This is a genomic window from Sphingomonas hylomeconis (assembly GCF_025370105.1).
GTDB classification, from domain to species: domain Bacteria; phylum Pseudomonadota; class Alphaproteobacteria; order Sphingomonadales; family Sphingomonadaceae; genus Sphingomonas; species Sphingomonas hylomeconis.
Genome location: NZ_JANQBK010000004.1, coordinates 429,633 through 446,321, shown reverse-complemented (window position 1 = coordinate 446,321; position 16,689 = coordinate 429,633). Strand labels below are relative to the sequence as shown.

General features: G+C 66.7%; 18 protein-coding genes. 12 read left to right on the top strand and 6 right to left on the bottom strand.

Annotated elements, in window-relative coordinates; genetic code table 11:
• Positions 1–3: 3 nt before the first annotated feature.
• The 6 genes from maiA to pyrE form a co-directional block, all read right to left on the bottom strand.
• Positions 4–630 carry a maleylacetoacetate isomerase gene (maiA, locus tag NV401_RS08740; protein WP_261294007.1) on the bottom strand — a complete coding sequence of 209 codons (627 nt, stop codon included), beginning with the start codon at positions 628–630 and terminating at the stop codon, positions 4–6.
• Complete coding sequence (locus NV401_RS08735; RefSeq protein WP_261294006.1) at positions 627–1,733, bottom strand: AI-2E family transporter; 1,107 nt, start codon at positions 1,731–1,733, stop codon at positions 627–629. The genes maiA and NV401_RS08735 overlap by 4 nt, the downstream gene beginning before the upstream one ends.
• Positions 1,730–2,662 (bottom strand): signal peptidase I, encoded by a 933-nt coding sequence (gene lepB / locus NV401_RS08730; protein ID WP_261294005.1) that lies wholly within the window; start codon positions 2,660–2,662, stop codon positions 1,730–1,732. The genes NV401_RS08735 and lepB overlap by 4 nt, the downstream gene beginning before the upstream one ends.
• Entirely contained in the window at positions 2,659–3,075 is a 417-nt protein-coding gene (gene acpS, locus NV401_RS08725; protein WP_261294004.1) for a holo-ACP synthase, read from the bottom strand. Before acpS ends, lepB begins: the two co-directional genes overlap by 4 nt.
• Positions 3,076–3,214: 139 nt before the next feature.
• On the bottom strand, positions 3,215–3,943 hold the full coding sequence (locus NV401_RS08720) for a pyridoxine 5'-phosphate synthase (RefSeq protein ID WP_261294003.1): 729 nt from the start codon (positions 3,941–3,943) through the stop codon (positions 3,215–3,217).
• Positions 3,940–4,521 carry an orotate phosphoribosyltransferase gene (pyrE, locus tag NV401_RS08715; RefSeq protein ID WP_261294002.1) on the bottom strand — a complete coding sequence of 194 codons (582 nt, stop codon included), beginning with the start codon at positions 4,519–4,521 and terminating at the stop codon, positions 3,940–3,942. The genes NV401_RS08720 and pyrE overlap by 4 nt, the downstream gene beginning before the upstream one ends.
• A gap of 207 nt (positions 4,522–4,728) precedes the next feature.
• Here pyrE and coxB point away from each other — a divergent pair, with 207 nt between their 5' ends.
• From coxB to NV401_RS08655, 12 genes are all read left to right on the top strand, one after another.
• Positions 4,729–5,838: a cytochrome c oxidase subunit II gene (gene coxB / locus NV401_RS08710; RefSeq protein WP_380815498.1), complete on the top strand. Its 1,110-nt coding sequence runs from the start codon at positions 4,729–4,731 to the stop codon at positions 5,836–5,838.
• A 3-nt stretch (positions 5,839–5,841) separates the two neighbouring features.
• A complete protein-coding gene (ctaD, locus tag NV401_RS08705; RefSeq protein ID WP_261294000.1) occupies positions 5,842–7,506 on the top strand; it encodes a cytochrome c oxidase subunit I in 1,665 nt (554 codons plus the stop codon).
• 198 nt (positions 7,507–7,704) lie between these two features.
• A complete protein-coding gene (locus NV401_RS08700; protein ID WP_261293999.1) occupies positions 7,705–9,129 on the top strand; it encodes an amidohydrolase in 1,425 nt (474 codons plus the stop codon).
• Complete coding sequence (locus tag NV401_RS08695) at positions 9,126–10,433, top strand: amidohydrolase family protein (RefSeq protein ID WP_261293998.1); 1,308 nt, start codon at positions 9,126–9,128, stop codon at positions 10,431–10,433. Before NV401_RS08700 ends, NV401_RS08695 begins: the two co-directional genes overlap by 4 nt.
• A gap of 191 nt (positions 10,434–10,624) precedes the next feature.
• Entirely contained in the window at positions 10,625–11,518 is an 894-nt protein-coding gene (locus tag NV401_RS08690) for a heme o synthase (protein WP_261293997.1), read from the top strand.
• A 5-nt stretch (positions 11,519–11,523) separates the two neighbouring features.
• Positions 11,524–11,670: a hypothetical protein gene (locus NV401_RS08685; protein ID WP_261293996.1), complete on the top strand. Its 147-nt coding sequence runs from the start codon at positions 11,524–11,526 to the stop codon at positions 11,668–11,670.
• Between the two features lie 8 nt (positions 11,671–11,678).
• The gene (locus tag NV401_RS08680) at positions 11,679–12,221 is read left to right on the top strand and encodes a cytochrome c oxidase assembly protein (protein WP_380815504.1); all 543 of its coding nucleotides are present in this window, start codon (positions 11,679–11,681) and stop codon (positions 12,219–12,221) included.
• A 33-nt stretch (positions 12,222–12,254) separates the two neighbouring features.
• Positions 12,255–13,178, top strand: a complete 924-nt coding sequence (locus NV401_RS08675) for a cytochrome c oxidase subunit 3 (protein ID WP_261293994.1) — start codon at positions 12,255–12,257, stop codon at positions 13,176–13,178.
• A gap of 2 nt (positions 13,179–13,180) precedes the next feature.
• On the top strand, positions 13,181–13,579 hold the full coding sequence (locus NV401_RS08670) for a DUF983 domain-containing protein (protein ID WP_261293993.1): 399 nt from the start codon (positions 13,181–13,183) through the stop codon (positions 13,577–13,579).
• On the top strand, positions 13,576–14,217 hold the full coding sequence (locus NV401_RS08665) for an SURF1 family protein (RefSeq protein ID WP_261293992.1): 642 nt from the start codon (positions 13,576–13,578) through the stop codon (positions 14,215–14,217). Before NV401_RS08670 ends, NV401_RS08665 begins: the two co-directional genes overlap by 4 nt.
• Before the next feature lie 134 nt (positions 14,218–14,351).
• Positions 14,352–15,752 carry a threonine synthase gene (gene thrC / locus NV401_RS08660; RefSeq protein WP_261293991.1) on the top strand — a complete coding sequence of 467 codons (1,401 nt, stop codon included), beginning with the start codon at positions 14,352–14,354 and terminating at the stop codon, positions 15,750–15,752.
• 8 nt (positions 15,753–15,760) lie between these two features.
• Positions 15,761–16,630, top strand: a complete 870-nt coding sequence (locus tag NV401_RS08655; RefSeq protein ID WP_261293990.1) for a class I SAM-dependent methyltransferase — start codon at positions 15,761–15,763, stop codon at positions 16,628–16,630.
• Positions 16,631–16,689: the final 59 nt, after the last annotated feature.

Below are 16,689 nucleotides of genomic sequence, written 5' to 3'. Positions count from 1 at the left end.
CGCTCAGTCCGGCTTGACGCGATCGGGATGCGCGTCGGCAAATGCCGCCAGGCCGGCACAGGCGGCATCCGCCGCGACGAGCTTGGGCCAGGGTGCCAGATCCAGCCCGAAGCGCCGCGCGTTATAGAGTTGCGGCACGAGGCACACGTCCGCCAGATCGGGCGCCTCGCCGCCGAGAAACGGCCCCGCGCCGGCCATCCGCTCGAGCGCATCGAAGCCCAGCGTCATCCAGTGCCGCGCCCAATCCTCTTTCGCCGCCTGATCGGCACCGAACGTGCTTTCGAGCCGCTTGCCGACGCGCAAATTGCCGATCGGGTGGACGTCCGCGGCAATCACCAGGGCCCGCGCCAGCGTCTGGCTGCGCGCCATCGCGTCGCGCGGCAATATCGGGGGCTCGGGATAGGTCGCGTCGAGCCAGTCGATGATCGCCAGACTTTGCGTCAGCATCACGCCGTCCGCTTCGAGCGTCGGCACCAGCCCCTGCGGATTGCGATCGAGATTATCCGGCGCCGCCTGCTCCGCCGCCAGCAGGTTCACCGCTACCCGCTCATAGGCGACGCGCTTCAGCGCCAGCACGATGCGCACCCGATAGGCGGCGGAGGACCGCCAATAATCATAGAGCCGGATCAAATCCCCGCCGCCGCCGCCGCGCCTTCGGCGCCGTCGTCATCCTCTTCCTCGGTGCGCTCGGAACTGCGTTCGAGCGCGACCTTGATCATCGCCGTCATCGGATCGGCCAGCGCCAGCCCCATCACGCCGAACAGGGCGCTGGCCAGGATCTGCGCGCCCAGCGTCAGCGCCGGCGGCAGATCGACGGTGCGCTTGGCGACCATCGGGATCAGCACATAGCCATCGAAGGTCTGCACGATGAAATAGGTCGCGATCGCCCAGATGCCCGTCTCGTACCCGCCGGAAAAGCCCACTGCGACCATCAGCACGCCGGACACGAACGCGCCGATATTGGGGATGAAGGCGAGCACGCCGGTGATGATGCCGAGCAGCAACGCCATCGGCACGCCGCCGATCGCCAGCGCGATCCAGGTCAGCACGCCTTCCGCCGCCATGCCGAGCAGGCGCCCCGCGAGCAGGCGACGCATCGTCTCGCCCATGCGGCGCAGCGTGATGGCGAATTCGGGACGATGATCGGTCGGTATCATCCATTGCACGCCGCGTTCGTAGACGCGCGGGTCCATCGCCAGGAACAGCCCGATCACCATAATCATGAACAGGCTGGTGAGCGCGCCGGCGGCGGTGCCGACCCAGGAGGTCAATCGCCCGACCGAGCCCAGCGCCTGTTGCAGGATCGAATTGAGATCCGACCGCCCCGGCATCACGCCCATGCTGGACAGCCAGGCGGTGACCCGGTTGAACTGCGCGATCAGCGTGTCCTGCAGTTGCGTGACCTGTTCGACGACCTGAACGCCGGTCAGGTAGAAGGTGCCGGCAAGGAACACGACGACGCTCAGCACGACGATCATCAACCGCCAGCCGCGCCCGATCTTCAGCACGCGGCCGAGCAGCCGCACGCCGCCGTCGAGCATCGCGGCAAACACCAGCCCGGCGAAGATGATCAGCAGCGGCTGGATCAGCAGCACGAACAGCGCGACGGCGCAGATCATGCCGATCCACACGCTCGCCTTCTTGAATTCGTGCCGCACCAGCGGATCGCGCATCTCGTTCGGGCTCGGGCCCTGTACGACCTCGACGCGATCGGTTCCGCTATTGTCGCTCATTTCGCTGTTTCCTCGGGGTGCAGCGAATTGCCCGTGCGCCCCCCGCGCAAGGACGCCCACCATGTCAGCGGGTTCCATGACGTCGTGCCATCGAGCGAAAAAGTGATGAATTCGGCCCGTCCACCGACATATTCCCAGGGCACTGCGCCGCCCAGGCCCAGTTCGGGCGGTGCGAGTGAGAAGCGGCTGTCCGAACTGCGATCGCGGTTGTCGCCCATCAGGAAGACATGGCCGGCCGGAATCGTGATAGGGCCGTAATTGTCGCCCTGGCTATAGCCCATCTCGACCGTGTCGTAGCGCCGGCCGTTCGGCAGCGTCTCGGTGATCAGCGGCAGATGGCAGATCGGCTGGCCGTTCGCGCCCTGGATCAGCGCGCCGGGATAATCGTCGCACGTCGCGTTCGCATCGACCGGCACATCCTTATAGTGCAGCGGCCCGCGCCGCACCGCCTGACCGTTGATATACAGCACGCCGCCACGCACCTGCAGCCGGTCGCCGGGCAGGCCGATCAGCCGCTTGATGTAATCGGTGTTGCGGCCCGGCGGGGTGACGATCACCACATCGCCCCGCTCGGGCATGCGCCCGAACAACCGGCCCTGCGTGAATGGCAATTGCACCCCCCAGCTTTCCTCGGGCTGGCGCAGCACCACGCCGCGGAAGATCGCCGCCGGATTGGGTACGGTGGGCGAAATGAACGACCAGCCATAGGGATATTTGGTCACCACCAGCCGATCGCCCTTCATCAGCACCGGCAGCATCGATTCCGACGGGATGTAGAACGGCTTGGCGATGAAGCTGTGGAAGCCCAGCACGGCCATGATCAGCCAGAACAGGCCCTTCACCTCTTCCCACCAACCCGATTTGCGTTTGGCCGGGCGAACGGCGGTTTCCGGCTGGTCGGCGGCAAGCGCCGGGGTGTCGGCCGTCATGTCGAGAGATCCTGCGCTGGGATGGCCTCGATGATCACGAAGGCCTGCGCCCAGGGATGATCGTCGGTCATCGTCAAATGTACTCGGGCCCCGTGGCCGTGCGGTATCAACGCGTCAAGTCGCGCCTTGGCCCCGCCGGTCAACAGCAACGTCGGTGCGCCGGAAGGGGCGTTGACGACGCCGATATCCTTCATGAACACGCCGGCGCGAAAACCGGTGCCGACGGCCTTGCTGAACGCCTCCTTGGCAGCGAAGCGCTTGGCCAAGGTGCCGGCCTTGGTGAACGGGCGCCGCGCGGCCTTCGCGCGCTCTGTATCGGTGAACACGCGCTGTTCGAAGCGCTCGCCGAAGCGATCGAGCGATGCCTGGATACGCTCGATATTGCACAGATCGGAACCGAGCCCGATGATCATCTTTCCCTCTCCCCTTGGGAGAGGGAGGGAGCAGCGAAGCTGCGGAAGGGTGAGGGCGACGAAGCGCGCAACGTCGCCCTCACCCTTCCCATCGCTAGCGCGATGGGCCCCTTCCCTCTCCCGCGGGGAGAGGGAATTCTCACCGCGCCTGATCCATCGCCGACCGCATCAGCCGCACCGCCTCGCCGAGCCCGACGAACATCGCCTCGCCGACCAGGAAATGCCCGATATTGAGCTCGCGGACCTGGGGGATCGCCGCGATTGCGGCGACATTGTCATAGGTCAGGCCGTGCCCGGCATGCACCTCGATGCCGTTCTTCGCCGCCAGCGCCGCGGCGTCGGCCAGCCGGCGCAATTCCTCCGCCTGTGCCGCCCCCGCCAGTTCGGCATAGCGCCCGGTGTGCAACTCGACGACCGGCGCGCCCAACCGGATCGCGGCGTCGATCTGTCGCGCGTCAGGCTCGATGAACAGCGACACGCGAATGTTCGCATTGCGCAATTCCGACACCAACGGCGCCAGCCGGTTGTGCTGACCGGCGGCGTCCAGTCCGCCCTCGGTGGTCAATTCCTCGCGTTTTTCCGGCACGATGCAGGCGGCATGCGGCCGGTGGCGCAGCGCGATGCCGAGCATCTCGTCGGTCGCGGCCATTTCCAAGTTGAGCGGAACGGTCAGTTGCTCGGACAGGCGGGCGATATCGTCGTCGGTGATGTGGCGGCGATCCTCGCGCAGATGCGCGGTGATCCCGTCCGCGCCGGCCGCCGCGGCGACCAGCGCGGCGCGCACCGGATCGGGATAGCCGGCGCCGCGCGCGTTGCGGACGGTGGCGACGTGATCGATGTTGACGCCGAGCCGCAGGTGCGCGGTCATGCCGCCCGGCTACCGGGCTTGATTGCCGGGATCGCCTGCAGCTCGGGGGGCAGCGCGTCCGCCGCGTAGGTCGGCACGTCGAGCCGAATCAGCGGGAAGAACGGCACGCCGAGGTCGGCCTTGCCCGCGGACCGATCGACCAGCGCGCCCGCCGCGACCGTCTCGCCGCCGGCGCGCGCGATCGCCGCGATCGCCTCGCGCGAACTGAGCCCGGTCGTCACCACGTCTTCCATCATCAACACGCGCGTGCCGGGGGCGAGCCGGAATCCGCGGCGCAGTTCGAACACGCCCTCGGGCCGTTCGAGGAACATCGCTTCCACGCCCAGCGCACGGCCCATTTCGTGTCCGGCGATCACCCCGCCCATCGCCGGCGACACCACCGCCTGGATCGAGGCACGGAGCGCGGCCGGCAGTCGCGCGGCCAGCGCCTCGGCGAGCCGCGCGCCGCGCGCCGGATCCATCAGCACGCGGGCGCATTGCAGGTAACGGGCGCTGCGCAGCCCCGACGACAGGATGAAATGTCCTTCCAGCAACGCTTCCGCCGCGCGGAATTCGCTCAGAACCTCGTCCTCGGTCATATGGGCAACCCTTTCAGCGCGCCAAATAGGCCGCCCTATGCCCTCAGCGCAACGTGCCGCACGCCTTAGCGCCGAAAAAACTCCCCGGTTGCGCTTGAGGGATGGAGGGGCGCCGCGTATAGGCCGCGGTCAAACCGGCGAATTACGCCAAGCGCTGGACCATTCCGAAACACAGCGCAACTGCCAGGGGTAACGACGACGATGCGCATGACCGGGTTAAAAACGATCGCCATCGCGGCCGGCTTGCTGATTGCCGGCACCGGCTATGCTGCGGCGCCAGCGGCACCCACCGCCCCGGCCGTCGCCGCGCCGGCGCCCGCCGCGGTCTCCGCGACGCCGCCTGCCGCGCCTGCCGCCAACAATCCCGCGCTGGCGCAGGACGGCGCCTATGCGATGGCGCCGACCGCCGGCATCGGCCAGCCGGTCAACGGGAATATCGGCATCCAGCCGCAGGTCACCAGCAACGGCCAGCGCGCGCACGGCTTCCACGACAATATCCTGATCCCGGTCATCACCGCGGTCTGCGCGCTGGTGCTCGCGCTGCTGTTCTGGGTGATGTTCCGCTACAATCGCCGCCGTAACCCGGTCGCCTCCAAGACCAGCCACAACACCGCGATCGAAATCGTCTGGACGCTGGCCCCGGTCGTCATCCTGGTGCTGCTCGCAGTGCCGTCGATCGGCCTGCTGCAGGCGCAGTTCAAGCCGGCGCCGGACAATGCCATCACGCTGAAGGCGATCGGCAATCAGTGGTACTGGTCGTATCAATATCCGGACAATGGCGGGTTCGAGATCACCGCCAACATGCTCAAGGAAAAGGGCGAGGTCGCCGCCGGCGAACGCTCGCGCACCGACGCCGACGGTCCCCGCCTGCTCGCGGTCGACAACCGCATCGTGCTGCCGGTCGGCGTGCCGATCCGCCTGATCACCACCGCGCAGGACGTGATCCACAGCTGGGCGGTCCCGGCGTTCTGGATCAAGCTCGATGCGGTGCCCGGTCGCCTCAACGAGACCAGCTTCACGATCGACAAGCCCGGCGTATATTTCGGCCAGTGCAGCGAATTGTGCGGCGCGCGCCACGGCTACATGCCGATCGCGGTCGAGGCCGTGCCGCTCGCGCAGTTCAACGCCTGGGTGCAGGCCAAGGGCGGCAGCGTGAAGGGGGCCAAGCCCTCGACCGCGCCCGCCGCGCTCGCGCCGACGCCGGCCGCAGCACCTGCCGACACCACAACCGGCCCGGTCGACAACACGACCGCCGCCGCTCCCCAGACCACTCAGGGCGCAACGGGCAACCCCGCCGGCGCCGGCACCGGACAGTAAGACATGACCGATACCGCCCTCAGCCCCTCGCAGTTCCAGGCACATGGTCACGACGACCATGCGCATGACGCCGATCACAAGCCGGCCTTCTTCGCGCGCTGGTTCATGTCGACCAACCACAAGGACATCGGCACGCTCTACCTGATCTTCGCGATCTGCGCGGGGATCATCGGTGGCGCGGTGTCCGGCCTGATGCGCGCCGAGCTTGCCCATCCCGGCATCCAGTATCTCGGCACCTGGGCGAACATGCTCCATGGTGGCACGGCAAGCTTCGATGAATCGCTCCACCTGTGGAACGTGCTGGTGACGGCGCACGGCCTGATCATGGTGTTCTTCATGGTCATGCCGGCGATGATCGGCGCGTTCGGCAACTGGTTCGTGCCGCTGATGATCGGCGCGCCGGACATGGCCTTCCCGCGCATGAACAACATCTCGTTCTGGCTGCTGGTGCCGGCCTTCACGCTGCTGCTCGCCTCGCCGTTCTTCGGCGGCGCCGGCAATGGCTGGACGCTCTACGCACCGCTCTCCACCTATGGCGAGCCCGGGCCGTCGACCGACATGGCGATCCTGTCGCTGCATCTCGCCGGCGCTTCGTCGATCCTCGGCGCGATCAACTTCATCACCACGATCTTCAACATGCGTGCCCCCGGCATGACGCTGCACAAGATGCCGCTGTTCGTCTGGTCGGTGCTGGTCACCGCCTTCCTGCTGCTGCTCTCGCTGCCGGTGCTCGCTGCCGCGATCACCATGCTGCTCACCGATCGCAACTTCGGCACGACCTTCTTCGATCCGGCCGGTGGCGGCGATCCGATCCTGTACCAGCATCTGTTCTGGTTCTTCGGCCACCCCGAAGTCTACATCATGATCCTGCCGGGCTTCGGCATCGTCAGCCAGATCATCTCCACCTTCTCGAAGAAGCCGGTGTTCGGCTATCTCGGCATGGCGTACGCGATGGTCGCGATCGGCGTGGTCGGCTTCGTCGTGTGGGCGCACCACATGTTCACCACCGGCCTCAGCGTGAACACCAAGATGTACTTCACCGCGGCGACGATGGTCATCGCGGTGCCGACCGGCATCAAGATCTTCTCGTGGATCGCAACGATGTGGGGCGGGTCGATGAGCTTCAAGACCCCGATGGTCTGGGCGATCGGCTTCATCTTCATGTTCACCGTCGGCGGCGTGACCGGCGTGGTCCTCGCCAATGGCGGCGTCGACGATTACATGCAGGACACCTATTACGTGGTGGCGCATTTCCACTACGTGCTGAGCCTGGGTGCAGTGTTCTCGCTGTTCGCCGGCTTCTATTACTGGTTCCCGAAAATGTCGGGCAAGATGTACAACGAGTTCCTCGGCCAGCTGCACTTCTGGGTGTTCTTCATCGGCGTGAACGTGATGTTCTTCCCGATGCACTTCCTGGGGCTCCAGGGTCAGCCGCGCCGCATGCCCGATTATACCGACGGGCTGGCGCACTGGAACTACATCGCAACCGTCGGCTACATGATCATGGCGGCCGGCATGGCAATCTTCTTCGTCAACCTGATCTGGTCGATGATTGCGGGCAAGAAAGCGGGCGACAATCCGTGGGGCGAAGGCGCCACGACGCTGGAATGGACGCTGTCTTCGCCGCCGCCCTATCACCAGTTCGAGACGCTGCCGAAGATCGATTGATCGTTTCAGCTTCCGGTATCGAAGACGCCCCGGTGAAAACCGGGGCGTTTTTTTATGCCCCCGGCCGCGATGAAGGCCGACCCTGTGGCGCGCCGGACAGCGCCCGGCGCCCGCAAAGAGACTACGGCGAAAGTTCGTAAGCAACCGCTTGAAAGCCCCCCCTCTTTCCGTAGACTGCATGAAAACGGGGGTCGCCAGATGACGCATCATATCAAGTTTCGCAGCCTGACGGCGGCCGTCAGCGCGCTCGCTCTCGCGGCCTGTGCAGGGCAATCCGCCCCCGCCAAGTCCGCCTCGTCCAAGCCAGCCCCCGGTGCCGGCAAAGGCTATGCTCACGACCCCTTCCCCAGCACCTACCGCGTCTATCCCGGCGCGCCGACGCTGGTGCGCAACGTCACCATCTATGACGGCGAAGGCGGACGGATCGACAATGGCGCGGTGCTGTTCGCCGACGGCAAGATCGTCCAGCTCGGCCAGACGCTCGACGCCCCCGCCGACGCGACCGTCATCGACGGCACCGGCAAATGGGTTACCCCCGGCGTGATCGATATCCACAGCCATCTGGGCGATTATCCGAGCCCCGGCGTGCAGGCCAATTCCGACGGCAACGAAGCCACCGCCCCGGTCACTGCGGACGTATGGGCCGAGCATAGCGTGTGGCCGCAGGATCCGGGCTTCGGCCGCGCGCTGGCCAATGGCGGCGTCACCACGCTGCAGATCCTGCCCGGCTCGGCCAATCTGTTCGGCGGGCGCTCGGTCGTGCTCAAGAACGTCTATGCCCGCACCATGCAGGGCATGAAATTCCCCGGCGCACCCTATGGCCTGAAGATGGCGTGCGGCGAGAATCCCAAGCGCGTCTATGGCAGCCGCAACACCAAGCCGGCGACCCGCATGGGCAATGTCGCGGTCGATCGTGCGACCTGGGCCAAGGCGGTTTCGTACAAGGCGAAGTGGGACAAATACGAGAAGGACGGCGGCGACGCGCCCGATCGCGATATCGCGATGGACACGCTGCGCGGCGTGCTGGCCGGCGAGATCCTGGTCCAGAACCATTGCTACCGCGCCGACGAAATGGCCATCGTCATGGATATGGCCAAGGAGTTCGGCTACCGCGTGACCGCATTCCACCACGCGGTCGAGGCGTACAAGATCGCCGATATCCTGAAGGCCAACAATACCTGCGCCGCCGTTTGGGCCGACTGGTACGGCTTCAAGATGGAGAGCTTCGACGGCATCGGCGAGAATCTCGCGCTGCTGCAAAAGGCCGGCGCCTGCGGCATGATCCATTCCGACGACGAGAATGGCATCCAGCGCTTAAACCAGGAAGTGGCCAAGGCGCAGGCCTCGGGGCGCCGCGCCGGGATCGACATTCCCGATGCCGAGGCCTGGGAATGGCTGAGCATCAATCCGGCCCGCGCGCTCGGCATCGCCGATCGTACCGGCAGCCTCAAGCCCGGCAAGATGGCCGATATCGTGCTGTGGAACGGCAATCCCCTGAGCGTCTACACCCGACCCGAAAAGGTCTGGATCGACGGCGCCCTGCTCTACGACGCGACCAATCCGAGGCTGCGACCGGTCTCCGATTTCGAACTTGGCCAGCCGGGCGCGGGAGACGTGAAATGAAGGCCGTCCTGCACTCGCTGAGCGCGCTCGCCGCCGTCCTTGCCACGCCCGCCATGGCGCAGACCGTCGCCATCACCGGCGGCACGGTGGCGATCGGCGATGGATCGCAGCCGATCGACCACGGCACCGTGGTGATGCGCGATGGCCGCATCGTCGCCGCTGGCGCGGGCATTGCCGTGCCGGCCGGCGCGACGGTGATCGACGCGACCGGCAAATGGGTCGCCGCGGGGATGGTCGCCGGCTTCACCAATCTCGGCCTGGTCGATGCCGAGGGTATCCGCGAAAGCAATGATGCCAGCGCGCGCACCTCGCCGTTCAATGCCTCGATCGACATCGCGCCGGCGATCAACCCGCAAGCGGTGGCGATCGGCAACGAGCGCGCCGGCGGCATCACGCGCGCCCTGGTGTCGCCGTCCACTGGCCAGTCGATCTTCGCCGGGCGTGGCGCAGTGATCGATCTCGGCGCCGATGCCGATCCGATCACCCGCGCCCGCGCCTTCCAGTACGTGGAATTGGGCGAGGATGGGGCGAGCGACGCCGGCGGCAGCCGCCCCGCCGCCTATGCCATGCTGCACGATGCGCTGGCCCAGGCGCAGGACTATCGCCGCAATCCCGCCGGCTTCGGCGGGCGCGAGCAGGCGTCTTTGGTCAAGCGCGGCGATGCCCAGGCCTTGTTGCCGGTGCTCGACGGCACGATGCCGCTCTTCGTCCATGTCGAGCGCGCCAGCGATATCCGCTCGGTGCTCGCGCTCAAGAAGCAGTATCCGGCGCTGAAACTGGTGCTGGTCGGCGTGCGCGAAGGCTGGATGGTCGCGCCCGAGATCGCCGCCGCGCGCGTGCCGGTCATCGCCGCGGCGCTGGCCGATCTGCCCGCCAGCTTCGAGGCGCTGGCGGCGACCGAGTCGAATGTCGGCCGGATGACCGCGGCCGGCGTGGTGACCGCCATCTCCACGGTCGGCGCCAACACCGCCCCGGGCGAGCATGTGCTGAAGCAATATGCCGGCAATCTGGTGGCGATCGCGCGCGTGCCGGGCTCCACCGGACTGAACTGGGGCCAGGCGTTCGCCACGATCACCTCGAAACCAGCCCAGGCGCTGGGCATGGACGGCGACATTGGCAGCCTGCGCCCGGGCCGCCGCGCCGACGTGGTGATCTGGGATGGCGATCCGCTCGAACTCGCCTCCGCGCCGCTCGCCGTCTATATCGACGGGCTGGCGCAACCAATGCGCTCGCGCCAGATCGAACTGCGCGATCGCTACAGCGTGCCGCAGGAAGGCGCATTGCCCAAGGCGTATAGCCGCTAGAGACTGGGCAGTGCCCCCTCCTTTGCCGTCATCCCGGACTTGGTCCGGGATCCAACGGGCGGCTAGGAATGGGAATAGAGGCGTGAGCGTCGCCGGTGCGGCACCTTGGATCCCGGACCAAGTCCGGGATGACGGCAGGGGATGACGAGAGCTTTCCCCGAGCCCCGCAAGCGCCTATAGCGCCTGCAACCATGACCGCCGCGACTCTCCCGCTTCCCGCCGACTGGCGCGACTTCCTTGCGCTGACCAAGCCGCGCGTGATGACGCTGGTCGTCTTTACCGGGCTGTGCGGGATGCTCGTCGCGCCGGTGTCGATCGATCCCGTGCTCGGCTTCACCGCAATCTTGTGCATCGCGCTAGGCGCCGGTGCGGCCGGCGCGCTCAACCAATGGTATGAGGCGGATCTCGACGGCAAGATGAAGCGCACGCAGGGCCGCCCGCTGCCCGCCGGGCGGATGGAGCGCGGCTCGGCACTGCATTTCGGTGTCGGGCTTGGCGCCTTTTCGGTGATCCTGATGGGGCTCGCCAACAATCTCGTCGCCGCCGCCATCCTCGCCGTGTCGATCTTGTTCTACGTGCTGGTCTATACCGTGTGGCTCAAGCGCCGCACGCCGCAGAACATCGTCATCGGCGGTGCCGCGGGTGCCTTCCCGCCGTTGATCGGCTGGGCCGCGGCGACCGGCGATGTCGCCACGCTGCCGATCCTGCTCTTCACGCTCGTCTTCCTGTGGACGCCGCCGCATTTCTGGGCGCTGGCCCTGTTCATGAAGACCGATTACGCCGCCGCCGGCGTGCCGATGCTGCCGGTCGTCGCCGGCGAGCGCAGCACGCGCACGCAGATCGGGCTCTACACGATTCCGATGGCGATCGCCGCGATCGCACCCTGGGCGCTCGGCCTGACCGGCGCGCTTTATGGCTGGGTCGCGATCATCACCACCGCGGTGTTCGCCGCGATGGTCGTGCAGGTCGCGACGCGAAGCACGCAGCCCGGCGATACGATGCGCCCCGAAAAGCGCCTGTTCGCTTATTCGATCCTGTACCTGTTCATCATCTTCGGCGCGCTCGTCGTCGACCGCTGGATTTGACCGCCATGCAAGACCCGACCCCTAACCATGACGAGCTGATCCGCGCCCGCCAGCGCAGCCGCGCCACCGTCATGGCGCTGATCCTCGGCGCGTTCGTGATCCTGGTGTTTGCGATCAGCATCGCCAAGATCAAGGCGGGGATGCCGCATTGATGCGCGCGATGAGCGGCCCGACGCGGACGGCGCTGCTCGCCGTGCTCGGCATCTGCTTCATGACCGGCCTCGCCTGGGCCAGCATCCCGCTCTACCGCCTGTTTTGCGAGGCGACCGGCCTTAACGGCACCACGCAGCGCGGGCTGGTCGCGCCCGGCGCCACCGCCAACCAGATCCGCATCGATTTCGATGCCAATGTCGATCCCAAGCTGCCGTGGAAGTTCGCGCCCGAAAATCCGTCCGAAACGATCGATATCGGCGGCCGCGACATGGCCTTCTTCACCGCCACCAACACCAGCAGCGAGCCGGTGACGGGCATGGCGACCTACAATGTCACGCCGGCGCAGGCGGGCAAATATTTCACCAAGATTCAGTGCTTCTGCTTCACGCAGCAGACGCTGCAACCCGGCGAGACGGTGCGCATGCCGGTGATCTTCTTCGTCGATCCCAAGATCCTCGACGACGAGGACGCGCGCGATATCAGAACGATCACGCTCAGCTATACGTTTTACCGGCCCAAGACGGTGGATTCTGCGAAAGCAGCCAGCTAGAGCGACTTCCAAAGAATAGCAGAGGGACCGATCATGGCCGGCGCCAAGAACCACGATTATCATATTCTGAGCCCCGATCCGTGGCCGATCATCGGCTCGTTCTCGGCGCTGGCGATGGCGATCGGCGGGATCATGTGGATGCATGGCGGCCATGTCGACAAGCCCAATGGCGGCGGTATCGTCTTCTTCCTCGGCCTGCTCGGCGTACTCGTCACGATGTTCTGCTGGTGGGGCAACGTGATCAAGGAAGCGCATGCCGGCGATCACACGCCGGTGGTGCAGCTCCATCTGCGCTACGGCATGATCCTGTTCATCGCCTCCGAAGTGATGTTCTTCGTCGGCTGGTTCTGGGCGTTCTTCGATTTCTCGCTGTTCCCCGCGCCGGTCGAGCTGATCGAAGGCGTGCCCGGCCTGATCGCCGATGCCGCCGCCGGCGCCGCGACCTGGCCGCCCAAGGGCCTGGAAGTGATCAACGCGTTCGAGCTGCCCTTGCTCAACACGCTGATCTTGCTGCTCTCCGGCACCACCGTCACCTGGGCGCATCACGCACTGATCCACGGTCAGCGCGGTGGCGAGAAGACCGGTGTGTGGGGCGCGATCGGCGTCGGCAACCGCGATGGCGTGCTCAAGGGCCTGTGGATCACGATCCTGCTCGGCCTGCTGTTCAGCTCGATCCAGGCCTATGAATACATGCACGCGCCGTTCCCGTTCAAGGGGATCAACTATGGCGCCGCCTTCTTCATGGCGACCGGCTTCCACGGCTTCCACGTCCTGATCGGCACGATCTTCCTGATCGTCTGCCTGGTCCGCGCCTATAAGGGTGATTTCACGCCCAAGCAGCATTTCGGCTTCGAAGCCGCTGCCTGGTACTGGCATTTCGTCGACGTGGTGTGGCTGTTCCTCTTCGTCACCGTCTATGTCTGGGGCGGCTGGGGCGCACCGGTCCACGGCGGTTGACCGTGCCCGAGCCGACCCCGGCGGGCGCGCCCACGCCCGTCGCGGTCGCGCTCGGCGGCCTGTGCCCGCGCTGCGCCGCCAAGACCTTGTTCGACGGCCTGGCAAGCTTCGCGCCGAAATGCGGCGCCTGCGGGCTCGATTTCACCACCTTCAACGTGGGCGACGGCCCGGCGGCGTTCCTCACGCTGATCCTCGGTGCGATCGTGACGGCGATGGCGATCACGCTGGAGCTGACCTGGCACCCGCCGCTCTGGCTGCACATGTTGATCTGGATCCCGGTCACCGCCGCCGGCGTCGTGCTCTCCCTGCGCGCGGCCAAGGGCGCGCTGATCGCCGCGGAATATCGCAACGCCGCCCGCGAGGGTCGTGTGGTGATCGATCCGCCCGCGGGTGAGCCATGAAGCGCCTGCCCGTCATCCCGACGATCGTCGTCGGCCTGGCCATTGCCATCATGATCGCGCTCGGCGTCTGGCAATTGCAGCGCAAGGCCGAGAAGGAAAAGATGATCGCGCAATATGCCGCGAACATCACCCGGCCCGAAATCGCCTTTCCGTCGGTGCCGATCGATGATGCCCTGCTGTTCCGCAAGGCCGTCGGCCGCTGCCTCGCGCCGCTCGGCTGGCGCCAGCGCTCCGGCCGCGATGCCGCCGGCGGCACCGGCTGGCGGCAGATCGCGCAGTGCCGCAGCGGCGCGGAAGAGCCGGGCATGATCGTCCAGCTCGGCCTGTCGCCGCAGCCCGGCGGCAAGCCGGCCTGGAACGGCGGCACGGTCCGCGGCTATATCAGCCATGCGCCGGACGATCAGCCGCTGATCCTGTCGCTGATCGGCATGGCGCGGCCCAAGACGCTGATGCTGGTGGCCGAAACGCCGGTCGGCGGCCTCGCCGCCAATCCGGTGCCCGACCTGTCCTCGGTGCCCAACAACCACCTCGCTTATGCGGTGCAATGGTTCCTGTTCGCCGGCATTGCCGGGATCATCTACACGATCGCGGTGCGGCGCCGCATGGCATCACCCCCACCCCCATCTCCGTCCTCCTGAACGCGATTCAGGATCCATCGCGCCCTATGGGCGGTCGTCCGAGCGGTGGAATGGATCCTGACCTTCGTCAGGATGACGGGTCGTGGGGTGGGCTTGTGGTTGCCCCGACGCCCCCCTCCCGCTAGGCGCGAGCGATGCGCTATATCTCGACCCGCGGCACCGCGCCCGTCCTCGACTTCCGGCAGGTCACCCTGGCCGGCCTCGCCAGCGATGGCGGGCTGTATCTGCCTGAAACCTGGCCGACTTTCTCGCCCGAGCAGATCGCGGCGATGCGCGGGCTTTCCTATGTCGACACCGCCGTCGAAGTGATGGCGCCGTTCGTCGAGGGCACGCTCGGCCGCGACGACCTCAAGGCGCTGTGCGAGCAGGCCTATGGCCGCTTCAGCCATGCCGCGGTCACGCCGCTGGTCCAGCTCGATGGCCAGCACTGGCTGCTCGAACTGTTCCACGGCCCGACGCTCGCGTTCAAGGACGTCGCACTACAATTGCTCGGCCTGTTGTTCGAACGTTTTCTGTCCGGCAGCGACAAGCAGGTCACGGTGGTTGGCGCGACCTCGGGGGATACCGGCTCGGCGGCGATCGACGCGCTGGCGGGACGCGCCGGGGTCGACGTGTTCATGCTCCACCCCAAGGGCCGCGTGTCCGACGTCCAGCGGCGCCAGATGACCACGGTACTCGCGCCCAACATCCACAATATCGCGCTGGAAGGCGCAAGCTTCGACGATTGCCAGGCTTTGGTGAAGGCAATGTTCAATTCGCCGGAGTTCAGCGGCACGTTCGCGCTGTCGGCGGTCAATTCGATCAACTGGGCGCGGCTGATGGCGCAGATCGTCTATTATTTTTACGCCGCGGTGCGATTGGGTGCGCCCGAGCGACCGGTCGCCTTCTCCGTGCCGACGGGCAATTTCGGCGACGTATTCGCCGGTTATGTCGCCGCGAAGATGGGCCTGCCGGTCGCCAAGCTGATCGTCGCGACCAACGTCAACGACATCCTGCACCGCGCGCTATCGCAGGGCGACTATTCGCAAGGCTCCGTCGTCCCGACGCCTTCGCCGTCGATGGATATCCAGGTGTCGAGCAACTTCGAACGCCTGCTGTTCGATCTCGGCGGCCGCGACGGCGCAGCTTTGGCGGCACAGATGCAGGGCTTCGAGGCGTCCAAGGCGATGCGGCTGACCAATGCCCAGCAAAGCGGCGCCGCCGGGCTGTTGCGCAGCGACCGCATCGATCTCGACGACATGGCGATGGCGATGCGCTGGGCGTGCGAGGGCGCCGGCCAGGTGATCGATCCGCACACCGCGATCGGCCTCGCCGCAGCGCGGCGGGCAGACCTCAAGGATGTGCCGATCGTCACGCTGGCCACCGCACACCCGGCCAAGTTCGACGATGCGGTCGAGCGCGCCACCGGCATGCGCCCGGCGCTCCCGGCGCGGGTCGGCGATTTGTTCGACCGCGAGGAGCGCTATGCCAGCCTGCCCGGCACGTTCGCGGCGGTCACCGCCTATATCGCCGAGCGCGCGGTTCCGTCCGCCTGAGGTCGCCCATGGAACTCAAGACACTTATCGGCGAACCCTGGCCCGATTACGGGCTGATCGATTCAGGCCATGGCCGCAAGCTCGAGCGCTATGGCCGCTTCCGCTTCATCCGCCCCGAGGCGCAGGCCTTGTGGGCCCCGGCATCGGCCGAGTGGAAGGCGCATGGCGAATTCCTGCCCGGCTCGGACGAGGATGGCGGCGGACGCTGGGAATTCAACCAACCGGTGCCCCGCGAGGGCTGGCCGCTGAAATGGGATGACGTCACCTTCACCGCCAACAACACGCCGTTCCGCCATCTCGGTTTCTTCCCCGATATGGCGCCGGTCTGGTCGTGGATGCGCGCGCAGGTCGCCGACAAGGCCGAGCCGGAGTGCATGAACCTGTTCGGCTATACCGGCGTCGGCACCTGCGCGATGGCGGCGCGCGGCGTGAAGATGGTGCATGTCGACGCGTCCAAGAAATCGGTCGAGGCGGCACGCGGCAATGCACAGTTGTCGGGCCTCGCCGACAAGCCGATCCGCTGGATGACCGATGACGCGACCAAGTTCGTCGCGCGCGAAGTGCGGCGCGGGCGACGCTATGACGGCATCCTGCTCGATCCGCCCAAATATGGCCGCGGCCCCGATGGCGAAGTGTGGAAGCTGGAGGAAGGCCTGCCCGGGCTGATCGCCGACTGCCGGCAATTGCTCGATGCCGAATCGCGCTTCCTGTTCCTCACCGTCTATGCGGTGCGCATGTCGGCGCTGGCGATCGGCGAACTGCTGCGACAAACGCTCGGCGATCTCGGCGGCACGGTCGAGGCGGGCGAACTTGCGGTGCGCGAGGAAGCGCGCGGGCTGCTGTTGCCGACCGCGATATGGGCACGCTGGAGCCGATAACCGTCTTTCCAAAGCAACGGCGTGGGCCTACGAAAAGGCCATACCGATAGCTCGAAAGG

Excerpts from the sequence above, each read along its gene's own strand:
- NV401_RS08695 (WP_261293998.1), top strand. The coding sequence starts at position 9,126 with ATGAAGGCCGTCCTGCACTCGCTGAGCGCGCTCGCCGCCGTCCTTGCC.
- NV401_RS08675 (WP_261293994.1), top strand. The coding sequence starts at position 12,255 with ATGGCCGGCGCCAAGAACCACGATTATCATATTCTGAGCCCCGATCCG.
- NV401_RS08735 (WP_261294006.1), bottom strand. The coding sequence starts at position 1,733 with ATGAGCGACAATAGCGGAACCGATCGCGTCGAGGTCGTACAGGGCCCG.
- coxB (WP_380815498.1), top strand. The coding sequence starts at position 4,729 with ATGACCGGGTTAAAAACGATCGCCATCGCGGCCGGCTTGCTGATTGCC.
- acpS (WP_261294004.1), bottom strand. The coding sequence starts at position 3,075 with ATGATCATCGGGCTCGGTTCCGATCTGTGCAATATCGAGCGTATCCAG.
- NV401_RS08685 (WP_261293996.1), top strand. The coding sequence starts at position 11,524 with ATGCAAGACCCGACCCCTAACCATGACGAGCTGATCCGCGCCCGCCAG.
- NV401_RS08700 (WP_261293999.1), top strand. The coding sequence starts at position 7,705 with ATGACGCATCATATCAAGTTTCGCAGCCTGACGGCGGCCGTCAGCGCG.
- ctaD (WP_261294000.1), top strand. The coding sequence starts at position 5,842 with ATGACCGATACCGCCCTCAGCCCCTCGCAGTTCCAGGCACATGGTCAC.
- NV401_RS08665 (WP_261293992.1), top strand. The coding sequence starts at position 13,576 with ATGAAGCGCCTGCCCGTCATCCCGACGATCGTCGTCGGCCTGGCCATT.
- NV401_RS08680 (WP_380815504.1), top strand. The coding sequence starts at position 11,679 with ATGAGCGGCCCGACGCGGACGGCGCTGCTCGCCGTGCTCGGCATCTGC.
- NV401_RS08720 (WP_261294003.1), bottom strand. The coding sequence starts at position 3,943 with ATGACCGCGCACCTGCGGCTCGGCGTCAACATCGATCACGTCGCCACC.
- thrC (WP_261293991.1), top strand. The coding sequence starts at position 14,352 with ATGCGCTATATCTCGACCCGCGGCACCGCGCCCGTCCTCGACTTCCGG.
- NV401_RS08655 (WP_261293990.1), top strand. The coding sequence starts at position 15,761 with ATGGAACTCAAGACACTTATCGGCGAACCCTGGCCCGATTACGGGCTG.
- pyrE (WP_261294002.1), bottom strand. The coding sequence starts at position 4,521 with ATGACCGAGGACGAGGTTCTGAGCGAATTCCGCGCGGCGGAAGCGTTG.
- lepB (WP_261294005.1), bottom strand. The coding sequence starts at position 2,662 with ATGACGGCCGACACCCCGGCGCTTGCCGCCGACCAGCCGGAAACCGCC.
- NV401_RS08690 (WP_261293997.1), top strand. The coding sequence starts at position 10,625 with ATGACCGCCGCGACTCTCCCGCTTCCCGCCGACTGGCGCGACTTCCTT.